The 16,283-nt window shown below is 39.6% G+C and carries 15 protein-coding genes; 1 reads left to right on the forward strand and 14 read right to left on the reverse strand.

Annotation, left to right across the window (positions count from 1 at the left end):
* Positions 1-47 precede the first annotated feature (47 nt).
* From pyk to HMPREF2979_RS06145, 9 genes are all read right to left on the reverse strand, one after another.
* Entirely contained in the window at positions 48-1,550 is a 1,503-nt protein-coding gene (gene pyk / locus HMPREF2979_RS06105; protein WP_002890793.1) for a pyruvate kinase, read from the reverse strand.
* A gap of 69 nt (positions 1,551-1,619) precedes the next feature.
* A complete protein-coding gene (gene pfkA, locus HMPREF2979_RS06110; RefSeq protein WP_013990713.1) occupies positions 1,620-2,639 on the reverse strand; it encodes a 6-phosphofructokinase in 1,020 nt (339 codons plus the stop codon).
* 91 nt (positions 2,640-2,730) lie between these two features.
* The gene (locus tag HMPREF2979_RS06115; protein ID WP_070655675.1) at positions 2,731-5,841 is read right to left on the reverse strand and encodes a DNA polymerase III subunit alpha; all 3,111 of its coding nucleotides are present in this window, start codon (positions 5,839-5,841) and stop codon (positions 2,731-2,733) included.
* 214 nt (positions 5,842-6,055) lie between these two features.
* Positions 6,056-6,646, reverse strand: a complete 591-nt coding sequence (leuD, locus tag HMPREF2979_RS06120) for a 3-isopropylmalate dehydratase small subunit (protein ID WP_002884116.1) — start codon at positions 6,644-6,646, stop codon at positions 6,056-6,058.
* 11 nt (positions 6,647-6,657) lie between these two features.
* Entirely contained in the window at positions 6,658-8,049 is a 1,392-nt protein-coding gene (gene leuC, locus HMPREF2979_RS06125) for a 3-isopropylmalate dehydratase large subunit (RefSeq protein ID WP_013990716.1), read from the reverse strand.
* A 30-nt stretch (positions 8,050-8,079) separates the two neighbouring features.
* On the reverse strand, positions 8,080-8,361 hold the full coding sequence (locus HMPREF2979_RS06130; protein WP_070655676.1) for a DUF1294 domain-containing protein: 282 nt from the start codon (positions 8,359-8,361) through the stop codon (positions 8,080-8,082).
* A 4-nt stretch (positions 8,362-8,365) separates the two neighbouring features.
* Complete coding sequence (leuB, locus tag HMPREF2979_RS06135) at positions 8,366-9,403, reverse strand: 3-isopropylmalate dehydrogenase (RefSeq protein ID WP_002884071.1); 1,038 nt, start codon at positions 9,401-9,403, stop codon at positions 8,366-8,368.
* Positions 9,404-9,421: 18 nt separating this feature from the next.
* Positions 9,422-10,978: a 2-isopropylmalate synthase gene (locus HMPREF2979_RS06140; RefSeq protein WP_037601116.1), complete on the reverse strand. Its 1,557-nt coding sequence runs from the start codon at positions 10,976-10,978 to the stop codon at positions 9,422-9,424.
* Positions 10,979-11,324: 346 nt separating this feature from the next.
* Positions 11,325-12,017 carry a phosphoglycerate mutase gene (locus tag HMPREF2979_RS06145; protein WP_002884137.1) on the reverse strand — a complete coding sequence of 231 codons (693 nt, stop codon included), beginning with the start codon at positions 12,015-12,017 and terminating at the stop codon, positions 11,325-11,327.
* Between the two features lie 256 nt (positions 12,018-12,273).
* On the opposite strand from HMPREF2979_RS06145, the gene HMPREF2979_RS06150 reads away from it, so the two are divergent.
* Positions 12,274-13,209 (forward strand): dihydroorotate oxidase, encoded by a 936-nt coding sequence (locus HMPREF2979_RS06150; RefSeq protein WP_070655678.1) that lies wholly within the window; start codon positions 12,274-12,276, stop codon positions 13,207-13,209.
* A gap of 63 nt (positions 13,210-13,272) precedes the next feature.
* Here HMPREF2979_RS06150 and HMPREF2979_RS06155 read toward each other — a convergent pair whose 3' ends face one another.
* The 5 genes from HMPREF2979_RS06155 to HMPREF2979_RS06175 form a co-directional block, all read right to left on the reverse strand.
* Positions 13,273-13,473, reverse strand: coding sequence for a hypothetical protein (locus HMPREF2979_RS06155; RefSeq protein ID WP_070655680.1), 201 nt, complete (start codon positions 13,471-13,473; stop codon positions 13,273-13,275).
* Positions 13,474-13,532: 59 nt separating this feature from the next.
* Positions 13,533-13,808, reverse strand: coding sequence for an HU family DNA-binding protein (locus HMPREF2979_RS06160; RefSeq protein WP_002884048.1), 276 nt, complete (start codon positions 13,806-13,808; stop codon positions 13,533-13,535).
* 136 nt (positions 13,809-13,944) lie between these two features.
* The gene (locus HMPREF2979_RS06165) at positions 13,945-14,517 is read right to left on the reverse strand and encodes a YpmS family protein (RefSeq protein WP_070655682.1); all 573 of its coding nucleotides are present in this window, start codon (positions 14,515-14,517) and stop codon (positions 13,945-13,947) included.
* Positions 14,510-15,385 carry an SGNH/GDSL hydrolase family protein gene (locus HMPREF2979_RS06170; protein WP_070655684.1) on the reverse strand — a complete coding sequence of 292 codons (876 nt, stop codon included), beginning with the start codon at positions 15,383-15,385 and terminating at the stop codon, positions 14,510-14,512. The genes HMPREF2979_RS06165 and HMPREF2979_RS06170 overlap by 8 nt, the downstream gene beginning before the upstream one ends.
* A complete protein-coding gene (locus tag HMPREF2979_RS06175; protein WP_070655686.1) occupies positions 15,378-16,220 on the reverse strand; it encodes a DegV family protein in 843 nt (280 codons plus the stop codon). Before HMPREF2979_RS06175 ends, HMPREF2979_RS06170 begins: the two co-directional genes overlap by 8 nt.
* Between the last annotated feature and the right edge of the window lie 63 nt (positions 16,221-16,283).

The raw sequence follows: 16,283 nt of genomic DNA on the forward strand, positions 1-16,283 counted from the left end.
AAAAAAGAAGATCCAAAGACCTTCTTTCAATTTAAGTTCTACTTAAATTATTTTACTGTGCGGATACGCATAGTGTTTGTACCACCTGTACCTACTGGAACACCAGCAACGATAACAATGTTATCACCAGATTCTACAAGACCTGATTCCAATGCAACTTTTTCAGCAACATCAAACATATCATCAGTTGAGCTTGGTTTTTCAGTAACTACTGGAATAACACCCCAGTTAAGCATCAATGATTTTTGAGTAATTTCATCGAATGTTACAGCCAAGATATCAGCTTCTGGACGGTATTTAGAAATCAAACGAGCAGTGTTACCTGATTCAGTAAGAGCAACAACAAGTTTGATATCCATTGAGTTAGTAGCATCTTTAACTGCAGACGCAACTACTTCAGTCTTAGTTGAACGGTCAAATGTTGATGAATCAAGACGACCATACTCTTTAAGAAGAGTTTGAGCGTTTTTATCAATTGTAGCCATTGTACGAACTGATTCAACTGGGTATTTACCATTTGCAGATTCACCAGAAAGCATTGTAGCATCTGTACCATCGATAACTGCGTTGAATACGTCAGATACTTCAGAACGAGTTGCACGTGGTTTTTCTGTCATTGTTTCAAGCATGTTAGTAGCTGTAACAACAACTTTACCAGCAGCGTTTACTTTTGTGATGATCATTTTTTGGTAAACTGGAACCATTTCGAATGGTACTTCGATACCCATGTCACCACGAGCGATCATGATACCGTCAGCAGCTTCGATGATTTCATCAATGTTATCGATACCTTGTTGGTTTTCGATTTTAGCCAACAATTGAACGTGACCATTACCAGTTTCTTCACAGATAGCACGAACTTCTTGTACATCTTTTGCAGTACGTACGAATGAGATAGCGATAAAGTTAAGACCTTGTTCAAGACCAAAACGGATATCAGCGTTATCACGTTCAGCAAGTGCTGGGAAAGGAATTTTAGTGTAAGGGATGTTTACACCTTTTTGTTTAGCAATGATACCATCATTTTCAACATCAACGATGAATTCACGTTTTTCAGCATCTTTGTCTACAACACGAAGACCAAGTTTACCATCATCGACAAGAACTTGTTTACCAACTTCTACATCGTCAAAAACGTCAAGTGCACCTGCAACGTTCAAAGCGATAACGTCGCGAGTTGATTTGATACCTTGTTTAGTAGCAACACGAATTTGTTCACCAGTTTTGTATGCATACTCTTTAGCATCACCTTCGAACAATTCAGTACGGATTTCAGGTCCTTTTGTATCAAGAAGGAAACCTACTTTTTGACCAGCAAGGTCTTCTGCCATACGAACGACATCCATACGTTCACCTTGTTCAGCGTGGTCACCATGTGAGAAGTTGAAACGGAAAACGTTGGCACCTTCCTTGATCAATTGAGCAATGTTTTTAGCAGATGCTTCACGGTCAAGTTTTTCACCCCAGTAACCATCTTCACCAAATTTTTTGCCGCCACGGATTTCAACCGCAGGACCAAGTGTTGCAACGATTTTTACACGTTTATTCATGATAAATAAAACTCCCTTATATTTTTTGTCGCATTAGCGACGGTTTAACAATAATTTAAGTAACTGAGATTAGCTCAAGTTAGACAATGAACGGTTAAGGTCTGCAAAGTCAAGACGTGCTTTGTGAGGATTATTGACGATAATTTTACCGTCTTCAGTAAGACTGAACAAAGCTCCTTCTTCTGCTGTACCAAGGATTGGGCTTTCAACAAGCTCTTCATTGTGGATACCAACAGCTACACCACCAATACCTTGTTTAAGGAGGTCAACCGCATGTGCACCCATCCATGAAGCAAGAACACGGTCACGCGCAGTTGGTGAACCACCACGAACCACGTGTCCAATGTTTGTTGCACGAAGATCTGAAGTATCTCCAGCTTCTTTCATTTTAGCAGCAAATTCTTCAGCACCCATGACACCTTCAGCAACTACGATTACGTGGTGAGTTTTAGCACCTGATTCGTAACCTTCTTTAACTTTACGTACAACTTCGTTAATATCATACTCTTCTTCAGGTACGATAATTTGGTCTGCACCAGAAGCAATACCAGCCCAAAGAGCGATATCACCAGCGTTACGTCCCATAACTTCAACGACAAAAGTACGTCCATGACTGAATGCAGTGTCTTGAATCTTATCGATAGCTTCTGTTGCTGTTGCAACAGCAGTATCAAAACCAATTGTATAGTCTGTACCAACGATATCGTTATCGATAGTTCCTGGAAGACCAACAGCTGGGAAACCATGTTCAGTCAAACGCATAGCACCATGGTAAGAACCATCTCCACCAATAACTACTACACCTTCGATTCCATGTTTTTTAAGTTGCTCAATACCTTTAAGTTGACCCTCAAGTTGGGCAAACTCAGGATAGCGAGCAGACTGAAGGAAAGTTCCACCACGGCTGAGGATGTTGTCTACGCCTTTGGCATCAAGTTGGAAGATATCTCCTTCAACCATACCAGCGTATCCACGGTTAATGCCGAAGACCTCAATTCCTTCAGAAATTGCTTTGAGAACAACTGCACGAGCGGCAGCGTTCATACCAGGGGCATCTCCACCACTAGTTAAAACAGCAATACGTTTCATTATTCCTGATACTCCTTTTATATATTTAACATTTTAATTATAACACAAAGAATTCTAAATGGCTTTAAATTTGAAAATATTTATTGTTTTTTTACCGTAAAACCGTTTTCAGCACATAAGGTGCTAATTCCCGATTAAGTTCCTCGTTCTTAGTTACTCTGTATCTTTGACTAACGATAGTTTCCTTACTTCCTTGATAACGGATAATGACAGGAATGTGTCCAGGATGCTTAGCTAATATTTGAGAAACTTCTATGTCTTTATCATGATTCTCAAGTAAAATCCAGAAACGCTCCGTGCTAGCTTCCTCCATGTTTGACAAGATTAACTGAATGCGTCCATCACGCTCTTGGGTCCGTCCATCAAGATAAAAGAGACCACCTTCACTTAATTTATCCTTATGATAGAAATAAGTTTCTGGAAATAGGGTAACATCAAGTTTATTGATCCCATCAGTGACGTTCAGAAAGGCCATCTGATCACCTTTTTTAGTTCTGATAATTCGAACGGATTCTATCTGAACCAAAACCGTTGCCTTAGTATTAACAGCCAAATCAGAAATGGCTTGATAGGGACGAGAGGCCATTTTTTGAGCCAAGTGTAAAGGATGGGGGCTAAGCCCAACTCCTAGTAACTCCTGTTCTAAATTATAACGATCCTTCTGGCTATAGTCTTCATAATCAACCCAAGAGTAAGATGACTCTGCAAACAAACTTCCTAACTCATTGACAAAAGTAAAGAGGTTGCTTAAATTACCAATGATTTTCTGACGATTTGGTTCAAAAATATCAAACAAACCAATCTGGATAAGAGGTGTCAGACTATCGACTTTCTGATATTTGCTAGGAATACGTGTCAAAAAGTCTTCTATAGAAATGTATTTACCATTTTGTTTGCGATCCTCAATAATCCAAAGGGCAAAATCTCTTGGCAAGCCTTTGATAGTCTTAAGACCTAATACAATCTTTCCATCTGAAATCTTGTCCAGATAGGGAATTCTATTAATATCAAGGCTGGCTAGAGAAAAGCCATTTTCAATTGCATCCTTAATGTAATCACTAGACGAATAGTTTAACATGACGTCATAGAAAATCTGAGGGTAATGCGTTTTGAAATAGGCTAATTGAAAGGCTAGTGCTGAATAAGCATAGGCATGACTTCTATTAAAGCCATAACCTGCAAACTTAGCCATCATACTAAAGAGTCGTTCAGCAATCTGTGGGTTACGTCCCAACCGACGACTTCCTTCCATGAACTCTTCGGACATCTTGGACATTTCATTGGCATCTTTTTTCGACATTGCCCGACGAAGCAAATCGGCTTTTCCGAGTGTAAAGCCTGCAAATACTTGGGCAATCTGCATAACCTGCTCCTGATAAAGCATGATGCCATACGTAGGCTCAAGGATTGGTGCAACTACTGGATCAATCAAATCTACTTTTTCCTTACCATACTTACGAGCGATGAAATTATCTGTATAATCGCTAGCTCCAGGTCGGTTAAGAGAGGTTGTCGCTACCACTTCTTCGAACTTAGCGGGTTTAATCCGTTTAAGAAGGTTAATAGCACCCGCCTGCTCAAACTGAAATATTCCCTTAGTTTTCCCCTTGGCAAAAAGAGCTAGGGTCTGTGGATCTTCCAAATCAATTGATTTGATATCTATAGCGACTCCATGCTCTTCTTCAAGTTTCTCCTTCATTTTTTGAACAAAGGTCAAATTACGGAGGCCCAAGAAATCCATCTTAAGCAAGCCATTGGCTTCGACTGCGGAGGCGTCGTACTGAGTAATCATCATATCCTCACCAGCTTTTAGAGGAATATGGTTGGTCAGGTCATCGTCACTCATCACTATACCAGCAGCATGGATTGAGGTCTGTCTTGGCTGGCCTTCAATAGCCTTAGCAATCTCAAAAGCCCTCTGAAATTCTTGTCTTTGATTAATCAACTGTCTAAATGACATATTCTTCTCATAGACAGAGGTCAAGGTGTCACGAAAAGAAATCTTTTTACTAAGTTGTGATAGTTCAAATTCCTTGGCTCCGAAACGTTTAAAAACATCTCGGATAGCCTGTTTGGCCCCAAAAGTTGAAAAAGTAACAATCTGAGCAGAGTGCTTACTACCATAACGGTCCCTAACATAATGAAGAAACTCGCTTCGATAGATATCAGGCAAGTCGATATCTATATCAGGCATGCTATAACGTTCTTCATTTAGAAAACGCTCAAAAAGCAAGTCATTTTTAACGGGATCAATTCCAGTAATATCAAGGACATAAGCCACCAAGCTTCCTGCAGCAGACCCACGTCCCATTCCCATATAATAACCACGGCTACGCCCAAAGCGTAATAAGTCCCAGACAATCAAGAAATAATCATCAAAGCCCATCTGATGAATGATAGACAATTCTTTGTCTAAACGTTCCTGATAAACTGCTGCGCTTAACTTTTTAGTTTCTAATCCAGATTGGGCTAATTGACGTAATTGGTCAACTGCTGGCATATCACGATTAAAACGGGGAAGCTTCAAATCCGTATCAAATTGATAAGTAATGTCTGAAACAAGTTGCTCCAAATTGTTCAAAGCCTCTGGAATATCACTATATGCACTTTCCATTTCTTGAGGCGAGAAAAGAAGCTGATTCATAGGACAAATAGAGGCCTCTGACAAGGAAACGTTTTGTGAGATGGCGTGTAACATCTGAATCGTCGAGCGATCTACATTCTCAAAATAACGCACTGTATGTAAAGGAATTACAGGATAATCAAACTCTTTGCCAGCATCTTCTGGCCTTACCCCAATAAAAACCTCTGAACCAAGTGTCATCCCTGACTCCCAGTCTTCACTCGGAAGGATGAGGGCAATAGCATTCAGATAGTCCGAAAAAGCTGTAAGTTCACGTTGTCCTGAGGAAAGCTCTGTTGCCAACTTCATCAAATTTTTATAGCCCTGATTATTTTTTGCTAATAGACGAAAAGGAATTTTTCTTCCCTCGTAAAATAGATTAGCTTCCATACCAATCAAAGGACGTAAACCGTTTCTACTTGCAAGCTGGGCAAAATGATAAGCAGCATAGAGATTGTCACGATCCATCAAACCAAGGGCTTGATAGCCAAGCTCTTGGGCACGCGCAACATAGCTGTTCAAATCTACGACACTATCCATGAAACTATAGACGGATTTTGTATCCAATTGTGCAAACATGAAGGCCTCCTTTCTATCTTTCTATTATAGCATACGCTACTAGTAAAAACGCCTCTACCATATTAACTGTTTCAAACAAAAAGAATGAGATAGAACAACATTTTTGATATTGTCCTTATCCCATTCTTTTAAGTGCTCATTATTTTTTTACTAACATATCATTGCTTTTGATAGCAAGATTGAATATCAAAGTTTAGAAAAACAACTTAGTCCCTTATTGCCAATATGATGGGCGTTGTTTTTCATAGGCAGCAATCAAATCTTCATATTGAAGAGTGATTCCAATATCATCAAGCCCTTCAACCAATTTACGTTTCCACTCATGATCAATATCGAATGGAAACTCTCCTGCTGAAGATTTAATGACTTGGTTTGGAAGGTCAATCGTGATTTCCTCACCTGCAGGAAGAGCAGCCAATTTTTGACGTACTTCCAAGGGTTGAACGATTGGCAACATACCATTCTTCAATTCGTTGTTATAGTGGATATCTGAAAATGATCCAGCGATAACACAACGGAAACCGTAGTCTTCCAATGCCCATGCAGCGTGTTCACGAGATGATCCTGAACCAAAGTTATCACCAGTAACCAAAATAGTCGCATCGCGATACTCAGGTTTGTTGAAGACGAAATCAGGATTTTCTTCGTAGTCATCATTAAGATAACGCCATTCAAACATCAAATTCTTACCAAAGCCTTTTTTATCAACAGCTTTCAAGAATTGTTTGGGAATGAGTTGGTCCGTATCGATGTTATCATTCATCAAAGGTACTGATTTCCCTGTATAGACGGTAAATTTTTCCATTATCTTCTCCCTTATGCTTGAACTTCTGGCATATCGCGTACATCTACAAATTTACCAGCGATTGCCGCAGCTGCTGCCATTGCTGGACTACAAAGGTGAGTACGAGCCCCATATCCTTGACGTCCCTCAAAGTTACGGTTACTTGTAGATGCACAGTGAACGCCTTCTGGAACATGGTCTGGATTCATACCAAGACACATTGAACAGCCTGGATCGCGCCATTCAAATCCTGCGTCCAAGAAAATTTTATCCAAACCAAGACGTTCAGCTTCTTTCTTAACTGGACGTGAACCTGGAACAACAATAGCTGTCAATGTTGGTGCGATATGTTTTCCTTTGACGAATTTAGCAGCTAACTCAAGGTCGCTAAGACGTGCGTTAGTACAAGAACCAATAAAGACATAGCCAAGATCGATATCTTTAGCATACTCGCCAGGCTTAACATCCATATACTCGTAGGCACGTTCATCATTAAAGTCTTTGATTTCTGGGAATGGTTGATCAAACTCAACACCCATTTCAGGGTTAGTTCCCCATGTAACCATAGGTGCCAATTCTGAAACATCAATAGTGATTACTTTATCATATTCAGCATCTGGATCTGAAACCAACGTTTTCCAGTCAGCTACTGCTTCTTCGAACTTCTCACCCTTAGGTGCGCATGGACGCCCTTCAACATAATCATAAGTTTTTTGGTCTGGATTCATAAGACCCATCTTAGCACCAAATTCAATAGACATGTTACAGATGGTCATGCGTTCATCCATTGAAAGGGCATCAATAGCTTCACCACAATATTCAACCGCGTATCCTACACCAGCATCAACGCCATAGCGTGCAATAAGTGCAAGAATAAAGTCTTTTGAATAGACACCTGGCTGAGGTTTACCAACAAATTCAACCTTCATTTTCTTAGGTTTTACTTGCCACAAACATTGTGTCGCAAAGACATGTTCTACTTCAGATGTACCAATACCAAAGGCAATGGCACCAAAGGCACCGTGCGTAGCCGTATGACTATCCCCACAAACTACAAATTTTCCGGGTTGACTACGACCTGTTTCAGGACCAACCATGTGGACAATCCCCTGACGAGCAGTACCGTGGGTAGCCGCATCAATACCAAATTCCTCAACGTTTTTCGCCAAAGTATCAATTTGGTTTTTAGAAATAAGGTCACGAATGTTAAAAATATCAACCGTAGGAACGTTGTGGTCTGTCGTACCGAAAGTTAAATCTGGGCGACGAACTTTACGTCCAGCATCACGAAGTCCTTGAAAGGCCTGTGGACTTGTAACCTCGTGAATATAATGCTGATCCACATACATCAATTGTGGTTCGCCCTCATTTCCAGTAACGACGTGGCGTTCCCAAAGTTTATCAAAAATTGATTTTCCGCTCATAAAATACTCCAAATATAATCTAAGGATTAGCTAATCCGAAAGTCTTGTTAGAATAAGGTATAAAAGAACGACATCAATAACAATGCCTATAAGCCAACATAGCTTAAAATACCATTTGTTAATTTTATGTCTAAAAAATTTCCCACCTAGAAAGGCACCAATACCACCTAAAATCAGAGTCTGCAATAATAATGCCTTCTCAGAAATCCGTCTTTTATGTTGAATGGCCTTGCTTTTATCAAGTCCATAAGCACATAAAACAAGGAGATTCCATACCAACAAAACGCTTAGTAACACTAGTTTTAGTGTCATGAGTTTAGAGATTGCTAATAATAGCTGCTGTCATTTCAGCAGTCGAAGCCTGACCACCCAAATCACGTGTCAAGATGCCTTGGTTCAAGGTCTTATCAACAGCATTTTCAATCAATTCTGCCCCTTCAGTTTCATTGAAACTTTCACGCAACATCATAGCTACTGATAAAATCATTGAAATTGGGTTGGCAATACCTTGACCAGCGATGTCTGGTGCTGAACCATGGATTGGTTCATAAAGACTAGGACCATTTTCAGAATGACTGGCAGATGGCATAACACCTAAAGTTCCTGGAAGGACACTTGATTCATCAGACAAGATATCTCCAAAAAGGTTCTCTGTCACAACCACGTCAAAACGAGCTGGATTGGTAATCATGATCATTGCCGCACTATCAACAAGTTGGTGTTCAAGAGTTACATCTGGGAACTCCAAAGAAACTTCATCAGCAATCTTACGCCACAATTTAGAAGTTGCCAATACATTTTGTTTATCAATGCTAGTGACCTTTTTGCCACGACCTTGAGCAATCTTGAAAGCACGACGCATGATACGACGAATCTCATCTGCTGAATAATCATTGATATCACGAGCCTTATCTTCTTCAAGAATATGCTCACCAAAGTAAATCCCACCTGTAAGCTCACGAACAACGACGAAGTCTACTCCTTCGATACGCTCAGGTTTAAGAGGTGACAAGTGTTTCAAAGCATCAAAGATGCGGACAGGACGGATATTAGCAAAGAGATTTAGCTCTTTACGAATGGCCAAAAGTCCTTGTTCAGGACGAACTGGCGCATTGTCATATTTTGGTCCACCAATTGCAGCCAAGAGGATAGCATCTGCTGATTTAGCAGCATCCAAAGTTGACTTAGGAAGTGGATGACCTTCAGCATCAATACCAGCACCACCAAATGGTTTAGCATCGATGTCATAATCAAATCCAATTTTTGAAGCTACTTTTTCAAGAACTTCAAGACCCGCTGCCATAATCTCAGGTCCAATTCCATCACCTGAAAGTGTTACGATTTTCTTTGTCATGTTTAACTCCTCTTTGGCTTATGGAAGGTCACGATAAGAAACTTTACGTGCCATCTCACCAGCATTTTCTTTTTGAACCAATGTATTAGCATTGATATAGGCAATTGCTGATGCTTTCAAGACATCAAAGTCCAAACCAGATGCATTGAAAATAGTATCTGTATCAACATTTTCGACAGTTACAAGTACACGCGCTTGCGCATCAATACCATCAGTTACAGCGTCAATATTATAAGAAGTCAAGCGAACTGTTTGGTTGAAGAATTTATCAATAGCATTGAAAATAGCTTCAACTGATCCTTGACCGTTTGCCAAAAATTCTACAGATTCACCGTCTTCATTAGCCAAGCTAACTGTAGCAGTGATTGTTTCATCAGCATTAGTGGTCAAACGAAGATCTTCGAAGTGGAAACCTTCTGGATTATCTACACTAGTACCAGCAACAAGTGCACGAATGTCTGCATCGGTAATATCATGTTTTTTCCCAGCCAAGATTTTGAATTTGGCAAAGAGTGGCTTGATATCTTCTTCAACAAAGTCAAGCTCAAGTTCTTTCAATTTTTCAACAAAGGCATGGCGTCCTGACAATTTACCAAGAGGAAGACTGTTACTCTTGACACCTACCAATTCTGGTGTGAAGATTTCATAAGTTTGTGGGTTCTTAAGTACACCATCTTGGTGGATACCTGATTCATGAGAGAAAGCATTTCCACCAACAACAGCTTTATTTTTAGGAACTGGAATACCTGAGAAGCGAGAAACAAGCTCTGATGTATTCATAGTTTCATTCAAAACAATATCACAACTTGCTTGGAAGAAGTCTTCACGAATTTTCAAAGCAACAGCTACTTCTTCAAGAGCAACATTACCAGCACGCTCACCAATACCATTGACTGTTCCCTGTACACGTCCAGCACCATGTTTAATTGCTGTCAAAGTATTTGCAGTTGCCATACCAAGGTCATCGTGGCAGTGAACACCAAAGACAACTTTATGATCTGATTTAATATTTTCAGTCAAGTGATCAAAAATACGTGCAAACTCTTCTGGAGTCGTAAAGCCAACTGTATCAGGAATATTAATATATGAGGCACCAGCATCAACTGCTGTTTGAACAACTTCAGTCAAGAAATCAAGCTCAGTACGAGTAGCATCTTCAGGAGAAAACTCAACAACTTCAAATTTTGAACGTGCATATGACACATGTTCTTTTACAGCTTCAAGAATTTCTTCTTTTGATTTCTTCAATTTGAACTCACGATGAATCGGACTTGTTGCGATAAAGACATGAATTTGTGGATACTTAGCATCTTTCAAAGCCTCATAACAAGCATCAATATCAGATTTTACTGAGCGAGCCAAGCCAGTAACAGAAGTTGTTGTCATAGCTTCTGCAATTTGTTTTACTGCTTCAAATGAATCTGGGCTAGCTGCAGGGAAACCAGCTTCAATTACAGAAATTCCCCATTTTTCAAGTTGCTTAGCAATGGCAACTTTTTCTTTGATTGAAAAGTTAACACCAGGTGTTTGTTCCCCATCACGAAGACTTGTATCAAAAAATTCAACTTTACGCATAGACAATCCTCTTTCTAAAAGTAAAAACGATAGTAGTAAAAAAACATCTCACTCGGAAACCCAAGCGAGATGTTTTTACCTCCCGCTTGGTAAGCCAAACAGGACTAATGCTTTTGCACTAGCCCTCATTACGCAATAGCAAAACAGTTGTAGTTGCGAATGTCATTTGACTCATTTCCTTTCGATGTATCTTGGTTAATATGATACATCTTTCCAACTTGAAAGTCAAGGAAAAATTACTGAATTGACTGACTTTTCTGACCACTATTTACATTTATTTTCAAGAAAAGAAAAAAGCTGACCGAAGTCAACTTTTTATTTGTTAATGATAACTACTTATCTCAGCTTATTTTCCGAGGTAGTATTCGTTAACAACGTTCAATTTTTCGTCAAATTCGAATACCAATGGTGGGAAGTTTGGAATTTCAACATCCATGATTTCGTCGTCTGACAATTGTTTGATGTGTTTAACAAGGGCACGGATTGAGTTACCGTGTGCACCTACGAATACGTTTTTACCATCTTTAAGAGCTGGAGCGATTTTATCTTCCCAGAATGGAAGGGCACGTTCCAAAGTAACTTTCAAGTTTTCAGCATCCGGAATTACTGAATCGTCAAGTGAAGCGTAACGACGGTCAGTGTGTGCTGAGTGCTCATCATCACGATCCATTGCTGGAGGCAATACATCGTATGAACGACGCCAGATGTGAACTTGCTCATCACCAAATTGTTCAGCAGCTTCTGCTTTGTTTTTACCAGTCAAACCACCGTAGTGACGTTCGTTCAAGCGCCATGATTTTTCAACTGGAACCCAAAGTTGGTCAGATGCTTCAAGAGCCAAGTTAGTTGTTTTGATCGCACGTTTCAATACTGAAGTGTATGCTTGATCAAATTCGATACCAGCTTCTTTGATCAATTTACCAGCGTCGATAGCTTGTTGAGTACCTTTTTCAGAAAGATCTACGTCAGCCCAACCTGTGAAAAGGTTAGCTTTGTTCCATTCAGACTCACCGTGGCGAGCGAAAACCAATTTTACCATTAGTTATGTCTCCTTTTTATTTTGGGTTAAACCCATTTACTCCTTCTATTCTACCCAAAAAACCTTGAAAAAGCTAGCATAATCCAAAAAATTCTGTAAAATTCTACTGCATCCTGTCAGTCTCAAAAGCGAGGGTATTAGAAATTCACTTTAGATGCTTTTGCATATCCATTATTTCCTTGTTTTAGGCCTTCATTCATGCTAAAATGAGATGAATTAGTAACATTTTACATTGTGATCTTTAAAGGAGGATCTTATGGTTTCTACTGCTACAAAAGTTGGTCAGTTTACATTTTCTAACTGTCTTATGAATGCTGCGGGTGTTCATTGTATGACTAAGGAAGAATTGGCAGAAGTTGAGGCTTCAGCTGCAGGTTCATTTGTCACAAAAACAGGGACACTTGAAGCCCGCCCGGGTAATCCTGAACCACGTTATGTTAATGTACCTCTTGGGTCAATCAACTCAATGGGCTTGCCAAATAACGGTTTTGAATACTACCTTGACTATGTGATTGAATTGCAAAAGCAACCCAATACCAAAAATCACTTCCTTTCACTAGTTGGTCTCTCACCTGAAGAAACCCACACGATTCTCAAAAAAGTTCAAGAAAGCGACTATGAAGGACTTGTTGAACTCAACCTCTCATGCCCTAACGTTCCTGGTAAACCTCAAATTGCCTATGATTTTGAAACCACTACTGAGATTCTAACTGAAGTATTTTCTTACTTTACAAAGCCTCTTGGGGTGAAATTACCGCCTTACTTTGATATTGTGCACTTTGACCAAGCCGCTGCAGTATTCAACCAATTCCCTCTTGTCTTTGTTAACTGTGTCAACTCAATTGGTAATGGACTTTATATTGAAGATGAATCTGTCGTCATCAAACCTAAGAATGGTTTTGGTGGTATTGGTGGTGATTATATCAAACCTACTGCCTTGGCAAATGTTCATGCTTTTTACCAACGTTTAAAACCTGAAATCCAAATTATTGGTACCGGTGGTGTTAAATCTGGTCGCGATGCTTTTGAACACATCCTTTGTGGCGCAAGCATGGTACAGGTTGGTACTGCCCTTCAAAAAGAAGGTGTGGCTGTCTTTGAACGTATCACAAAAGAACTTAAAGAAATCATGGAAGAAAAGGGATATGAAACCCTTGAAGACTTCCGTGGCAAACTGCACTACATTGACTAGAAGACAAAAGAGTTTGGAAAATCTTCCAAACTCTTTTTGCTTTGTTTGATGAGGATTCTCTTGTTAGACAAGACCATCATCGTCACGCTCATCCCAGTCTTCAAAAGGATCCTTGCCCTCTTTTTCAGCCTGAAAACGTTTTTGACGAGCTTCTTCGATTTGTTTCTCACTTGGCTTCATCAGTTTGCTAATAGCAACAATACCTGATAGTTTTATAACTGTAAAAACCAAAAGAAAAATTAATACCACTGTTATGGTTTTCATAGTTTTCCTTATATATTTTCGTATAAATCAAAACCCCTAAATGCTTAGGGGTTTTAAGATTATTTAACTGCGTCTTTAAGAGCTTTACCAGCTTTAAATGCAGGAACTTTAGAAGCTGCGATTGAGATAGCTTCACCAGTTTGTGGGTTACGACCTTGACGAGCAGCGCGTTCGCGTACTTCAAAGTTACCGAAACCGATCAATTGTACTTTTTCACCTGCAGCAAGGAATTCTTCGATAGAAGCGAAAACTGCATCTACAGCTGCTGCTGAATCTTTTTTAGTAAGCTCAGTTGCTTCTGCAACTTTAGCGATCAAATCTTGTTTGTTAGCCATTGTAACAATCCTCCAATTTATTTCTAAGCGAATAGTTTTTTTAGCGCTTGAACAAGTATTATCTTATCCTAAAAGGCCTATGAGGTCAAGTAATAAACGCTAATTTAATCGCTTTTTTGCAAAAAGTAAAGGCTTTTTAATTTATTGTCTTATAGATGTCAAATTCGATACGGTCATTAACCAAATCAAGGCTTTGAGCACGTGCTGTTATCCCCTTCTCATTCTTCATAGACTGAATATTTAGGGTAACTTTTCCCTTCTTACTATCGATGGCGATGTAATCAGGAAGGTTAGTTGAACGTTTAATCATCTTAAGGGCATCCGAAACAGGCAGTTTCAAGGTTCCAGCCGAAAGCTCAGAAACATGAAGTACAATTGCTCCTGATTCACTAACAACCGGCGTAAAGTAGACATAAAGAGGGACAGGGTGACCTAAAACCTTATAGCTACTTTCGAAAACAATTTTAGAATTGGTAACCTTGACCTTGAAACGCATCTTATCGGTCGAATAATCTTGGGCAAAGCCCGTAAGAGCAGCGTCAAGCTCCTCCCTTGTCATACTATACTTACCAATTTTAGTTGCTCCCTTAGGTAGGGATACAGAACTCGTTGTCTCCACTGGAGCCATGATTCTATAGGCCACAACACTTACTAAGGCTAGATTTAAGGCCAAGAGTCCTAAAAATAACCACTTCCATATCTTACTCACCTGACCACTCCTTCTTTGTTTGGTTAATACGCTTCAAAATGGCATCTGACATAATTTGATAACCTGTATTATTTGGATGAAAATGATCATCCTCAAAAAGAGCATCATTCAGGCTATCTTGAGAAGATTTACTAGATTGAGACGAATCATCAGAGCTTGTAACACCGCCCTTACCGTCAATTCCCTTATAAAGCAAATCATTTACAGGAACAAAATAGACATTATCGTACTTCTTGCACACTTCTTCAGTCGACTGGTTCCAATTATCGACAATAGTTTGCATTTCTGTCATCTCTGGAAAATTAAGATAAAAAGGATTGTAAATACCAACAATATAAATTGGCAATGTTTTATTATCCTTACGAGCTAACTCAATAATCTGTCCTAATCTCTTTTGATAGGCCTGAGCAGGCTTAGTGAAGGTGTCTACATTAAGATTAGTGATATTGTCCTTAATGACATGGATCACATCATTACCACCAACTGTCAGAGTCATCACTTTAGCCTTTTTGAGATCTCTTTGAATATCCTTCTTTTCTTGCATTCTCTTGAGAATTTGATTGCTCGTATTTCCTGCGATACCATAGTTTCGAGAGGTCACTTGCCAGTCAAAATCAGACTCTAAGGCCTGAGACAAAACAGGAACGAAGCCCCCTTGATTACTACTATCACCTACCCCTTGCGTAAGGGAATCACCGATAGCAACATAGGTGACCTTTTCATTTTTAATAGATTTGATCTTATCTGCAATTTTTGATGACTGATGCGTACTAGGAACTACAAAAATGAAGAGGCCGACAAATAAGAGAAAAAGCAAGAAGAAGCCTACAAGGCTTCTAACTAATTCTGATTCTTTCCACTTATTCATAACGAACCATTACGGCAAAGGCGCCTTCACCAGTGTGCGTTTGAATGATGGAACCAGTCTCAAGGATTGAAATTGGAGCACCCAAAACCTCAAGTTTTTCAGCCATTTCATGTGCAAAATCAGGTGTCCCTGCATAAGAAATACCAATCTCTGCCACTTTGCGGTCCTTATCCTTGATACCATTAATATAAGAATCTAACCATTTTGTGAATGTCTTAGCACCACGACCCTTCGCAATGGTATTCAACTGATAGTCTTTCAACTCCATAATGACACGGATATTGAGCAATGAAGATAGTAGACCTGTTACACGTCCAATACGGCCACCTTTGACAAGGTTTTCAAGGGTAGACACACCGATATGAAGTTCGGATTTACTTTTCACTTCTTCCACACGTGCTACAATCTTATCAAGACTAGCTCCTGCTTCAGCTAGTTTAGCTGCTTCAACAACTTGAAACTTAAGGCACTGATCTGTAAAGCCTGAATCGATAACGGTTACATCTGCTCCTGACAGGCTAGCTCCTTGACGTGAGGCTTCACATGTCCCAGAGAGTGTATGCATGATGTGGATAGCCACAATCTGTTCCGCACCTTCTTTGACAAGTTTTTCATATGTCTCAGCAAACAAACCTACTGGTGGTTGGCTAGTCTTTGGTAACTCTTTACTATGCTTCATCATATCCAAGAAACGGCCTTCTTCTCGAAGATCACTATCTGAATAGATGACACCGTCCACCATAACCGACAATGGAACAACAGTGATATTATATTTTTCAACCAATTCTGGTTCAATCGTAATTGACGAATCGGTTACAATTCTGATTTTACTCATATTTTTCTCGCTTAACACAAATTTTTATTCTATTATAGCATGACTGGAAAACTTTTCCCAAGT

Source organism: Streptococcus sp. HMSC078H12 (genome assembly GCF_001814615.1).
Classification (GTDB): Bacteria; Bacillota; Bacilli; order Lactobacillales; family Streptococcaceae; genus Streptococcus; species Streptococcus salivarius_F.

Bases quoted from the DNA above. Each gene is read 5' to 3' on its own strand.
- pyk (WP_002890793.1), bottom strand. From the start codon at position 1,550: ATGAATAAACGTGTAAAAATCGTTGCAACACTTGGTCCTGCGGTTGAA.
- pfkA (WP_013990713.1), bottom strand. From the start codon at position 2,639: ATGAAACGTATTGCTGTTTTAACTAGTGGTGGAGATGCCCCTGGTATG.
- HMPREF2979_RS06115 (WP_070655675.1), bottom strand. From the start codon at position 5,841: ATGTTTGCACAATTGGATACAAAATCCGTCTATAGTTTCATGGATAGT.
- leuD (WP_002884116.1), bottom strand. From the start codon at position 6,646: ATGGAAAAATTTACCGTCTATACAGGGAAATCAGTACCTTTGATGAAT.
- leuC (WP_013990716.1), bottom strand. From the start codon at position 8,049: ATGAGCGGAAAATCAATTTTTGATAAACTTTGGGAACGCCACGTCGTT.
- HMPREF2979_RS06130 (WP_070655676.1), bottom strand. From the start codon at position 8,361: ATGACACTAAAACTAGTGTTACTAAGCGTTTTGTTGGTATGGAATCTC.
- leuB (WP_002884071.1), bottom strand. From the start codon at position 9,403: ATGACAAAGAAAATCGTAACACTTTCAGGTGATGGAATTGGACCTGAG.
- HMPREF2979_RS06140 (WP_037601116.1), bottom strand. From the start codon at position 10,978: ATGCGTAAAGTTGAATTTTTTGATACAAGTCTTCGTGATGGGGAACAA.
- HMPREF2979_RS06145 (WP_002884137.1), bottom strand. From the start codon at position 12,017: ATGGTAAAATTGGTTTTCGCTCGCCACGGTGAGTCTGAATGGAACAAA.
- HMPREF2979_RS06150 (WP_070655678.1), top strand. From the start codon at position 12,274: ATGGTTTCTACTGCTACAAAAGTTGGTCAGTTTACATTTTCTAACTGT.
- HMPREF2979_RS06155 (WP_070655680.1), bottom strand. From the start codon at position 13,473: ATGAAAACCATAACAGTGGTATTAATTTTTCTTTTGGTTTTTACAGTT.
- HMPREF2979_RS06160 (WP_002884048.1), bottom strand. From the start codon at position 13,808: ATGGCTAACAAACAAGATTTGATCGCTAAAGTTGCAGAAGCAACTGAG.
- HMPREF2979_RS06170 (WP_070655684.1), bottom strand. From the start codon at position 15,385: ATGAATAAGTGGAAAGAATCAGAATTAGTTAGAAGCCTTGTAGGCTTC.
- HMPREF2979_RS06175 (WP_070655686.1), bottom strand. From the start codon at position 16,220: ATGAGTAAAATCAGAATTGTAACCGATTCGTCAATTACGATTGAACCA.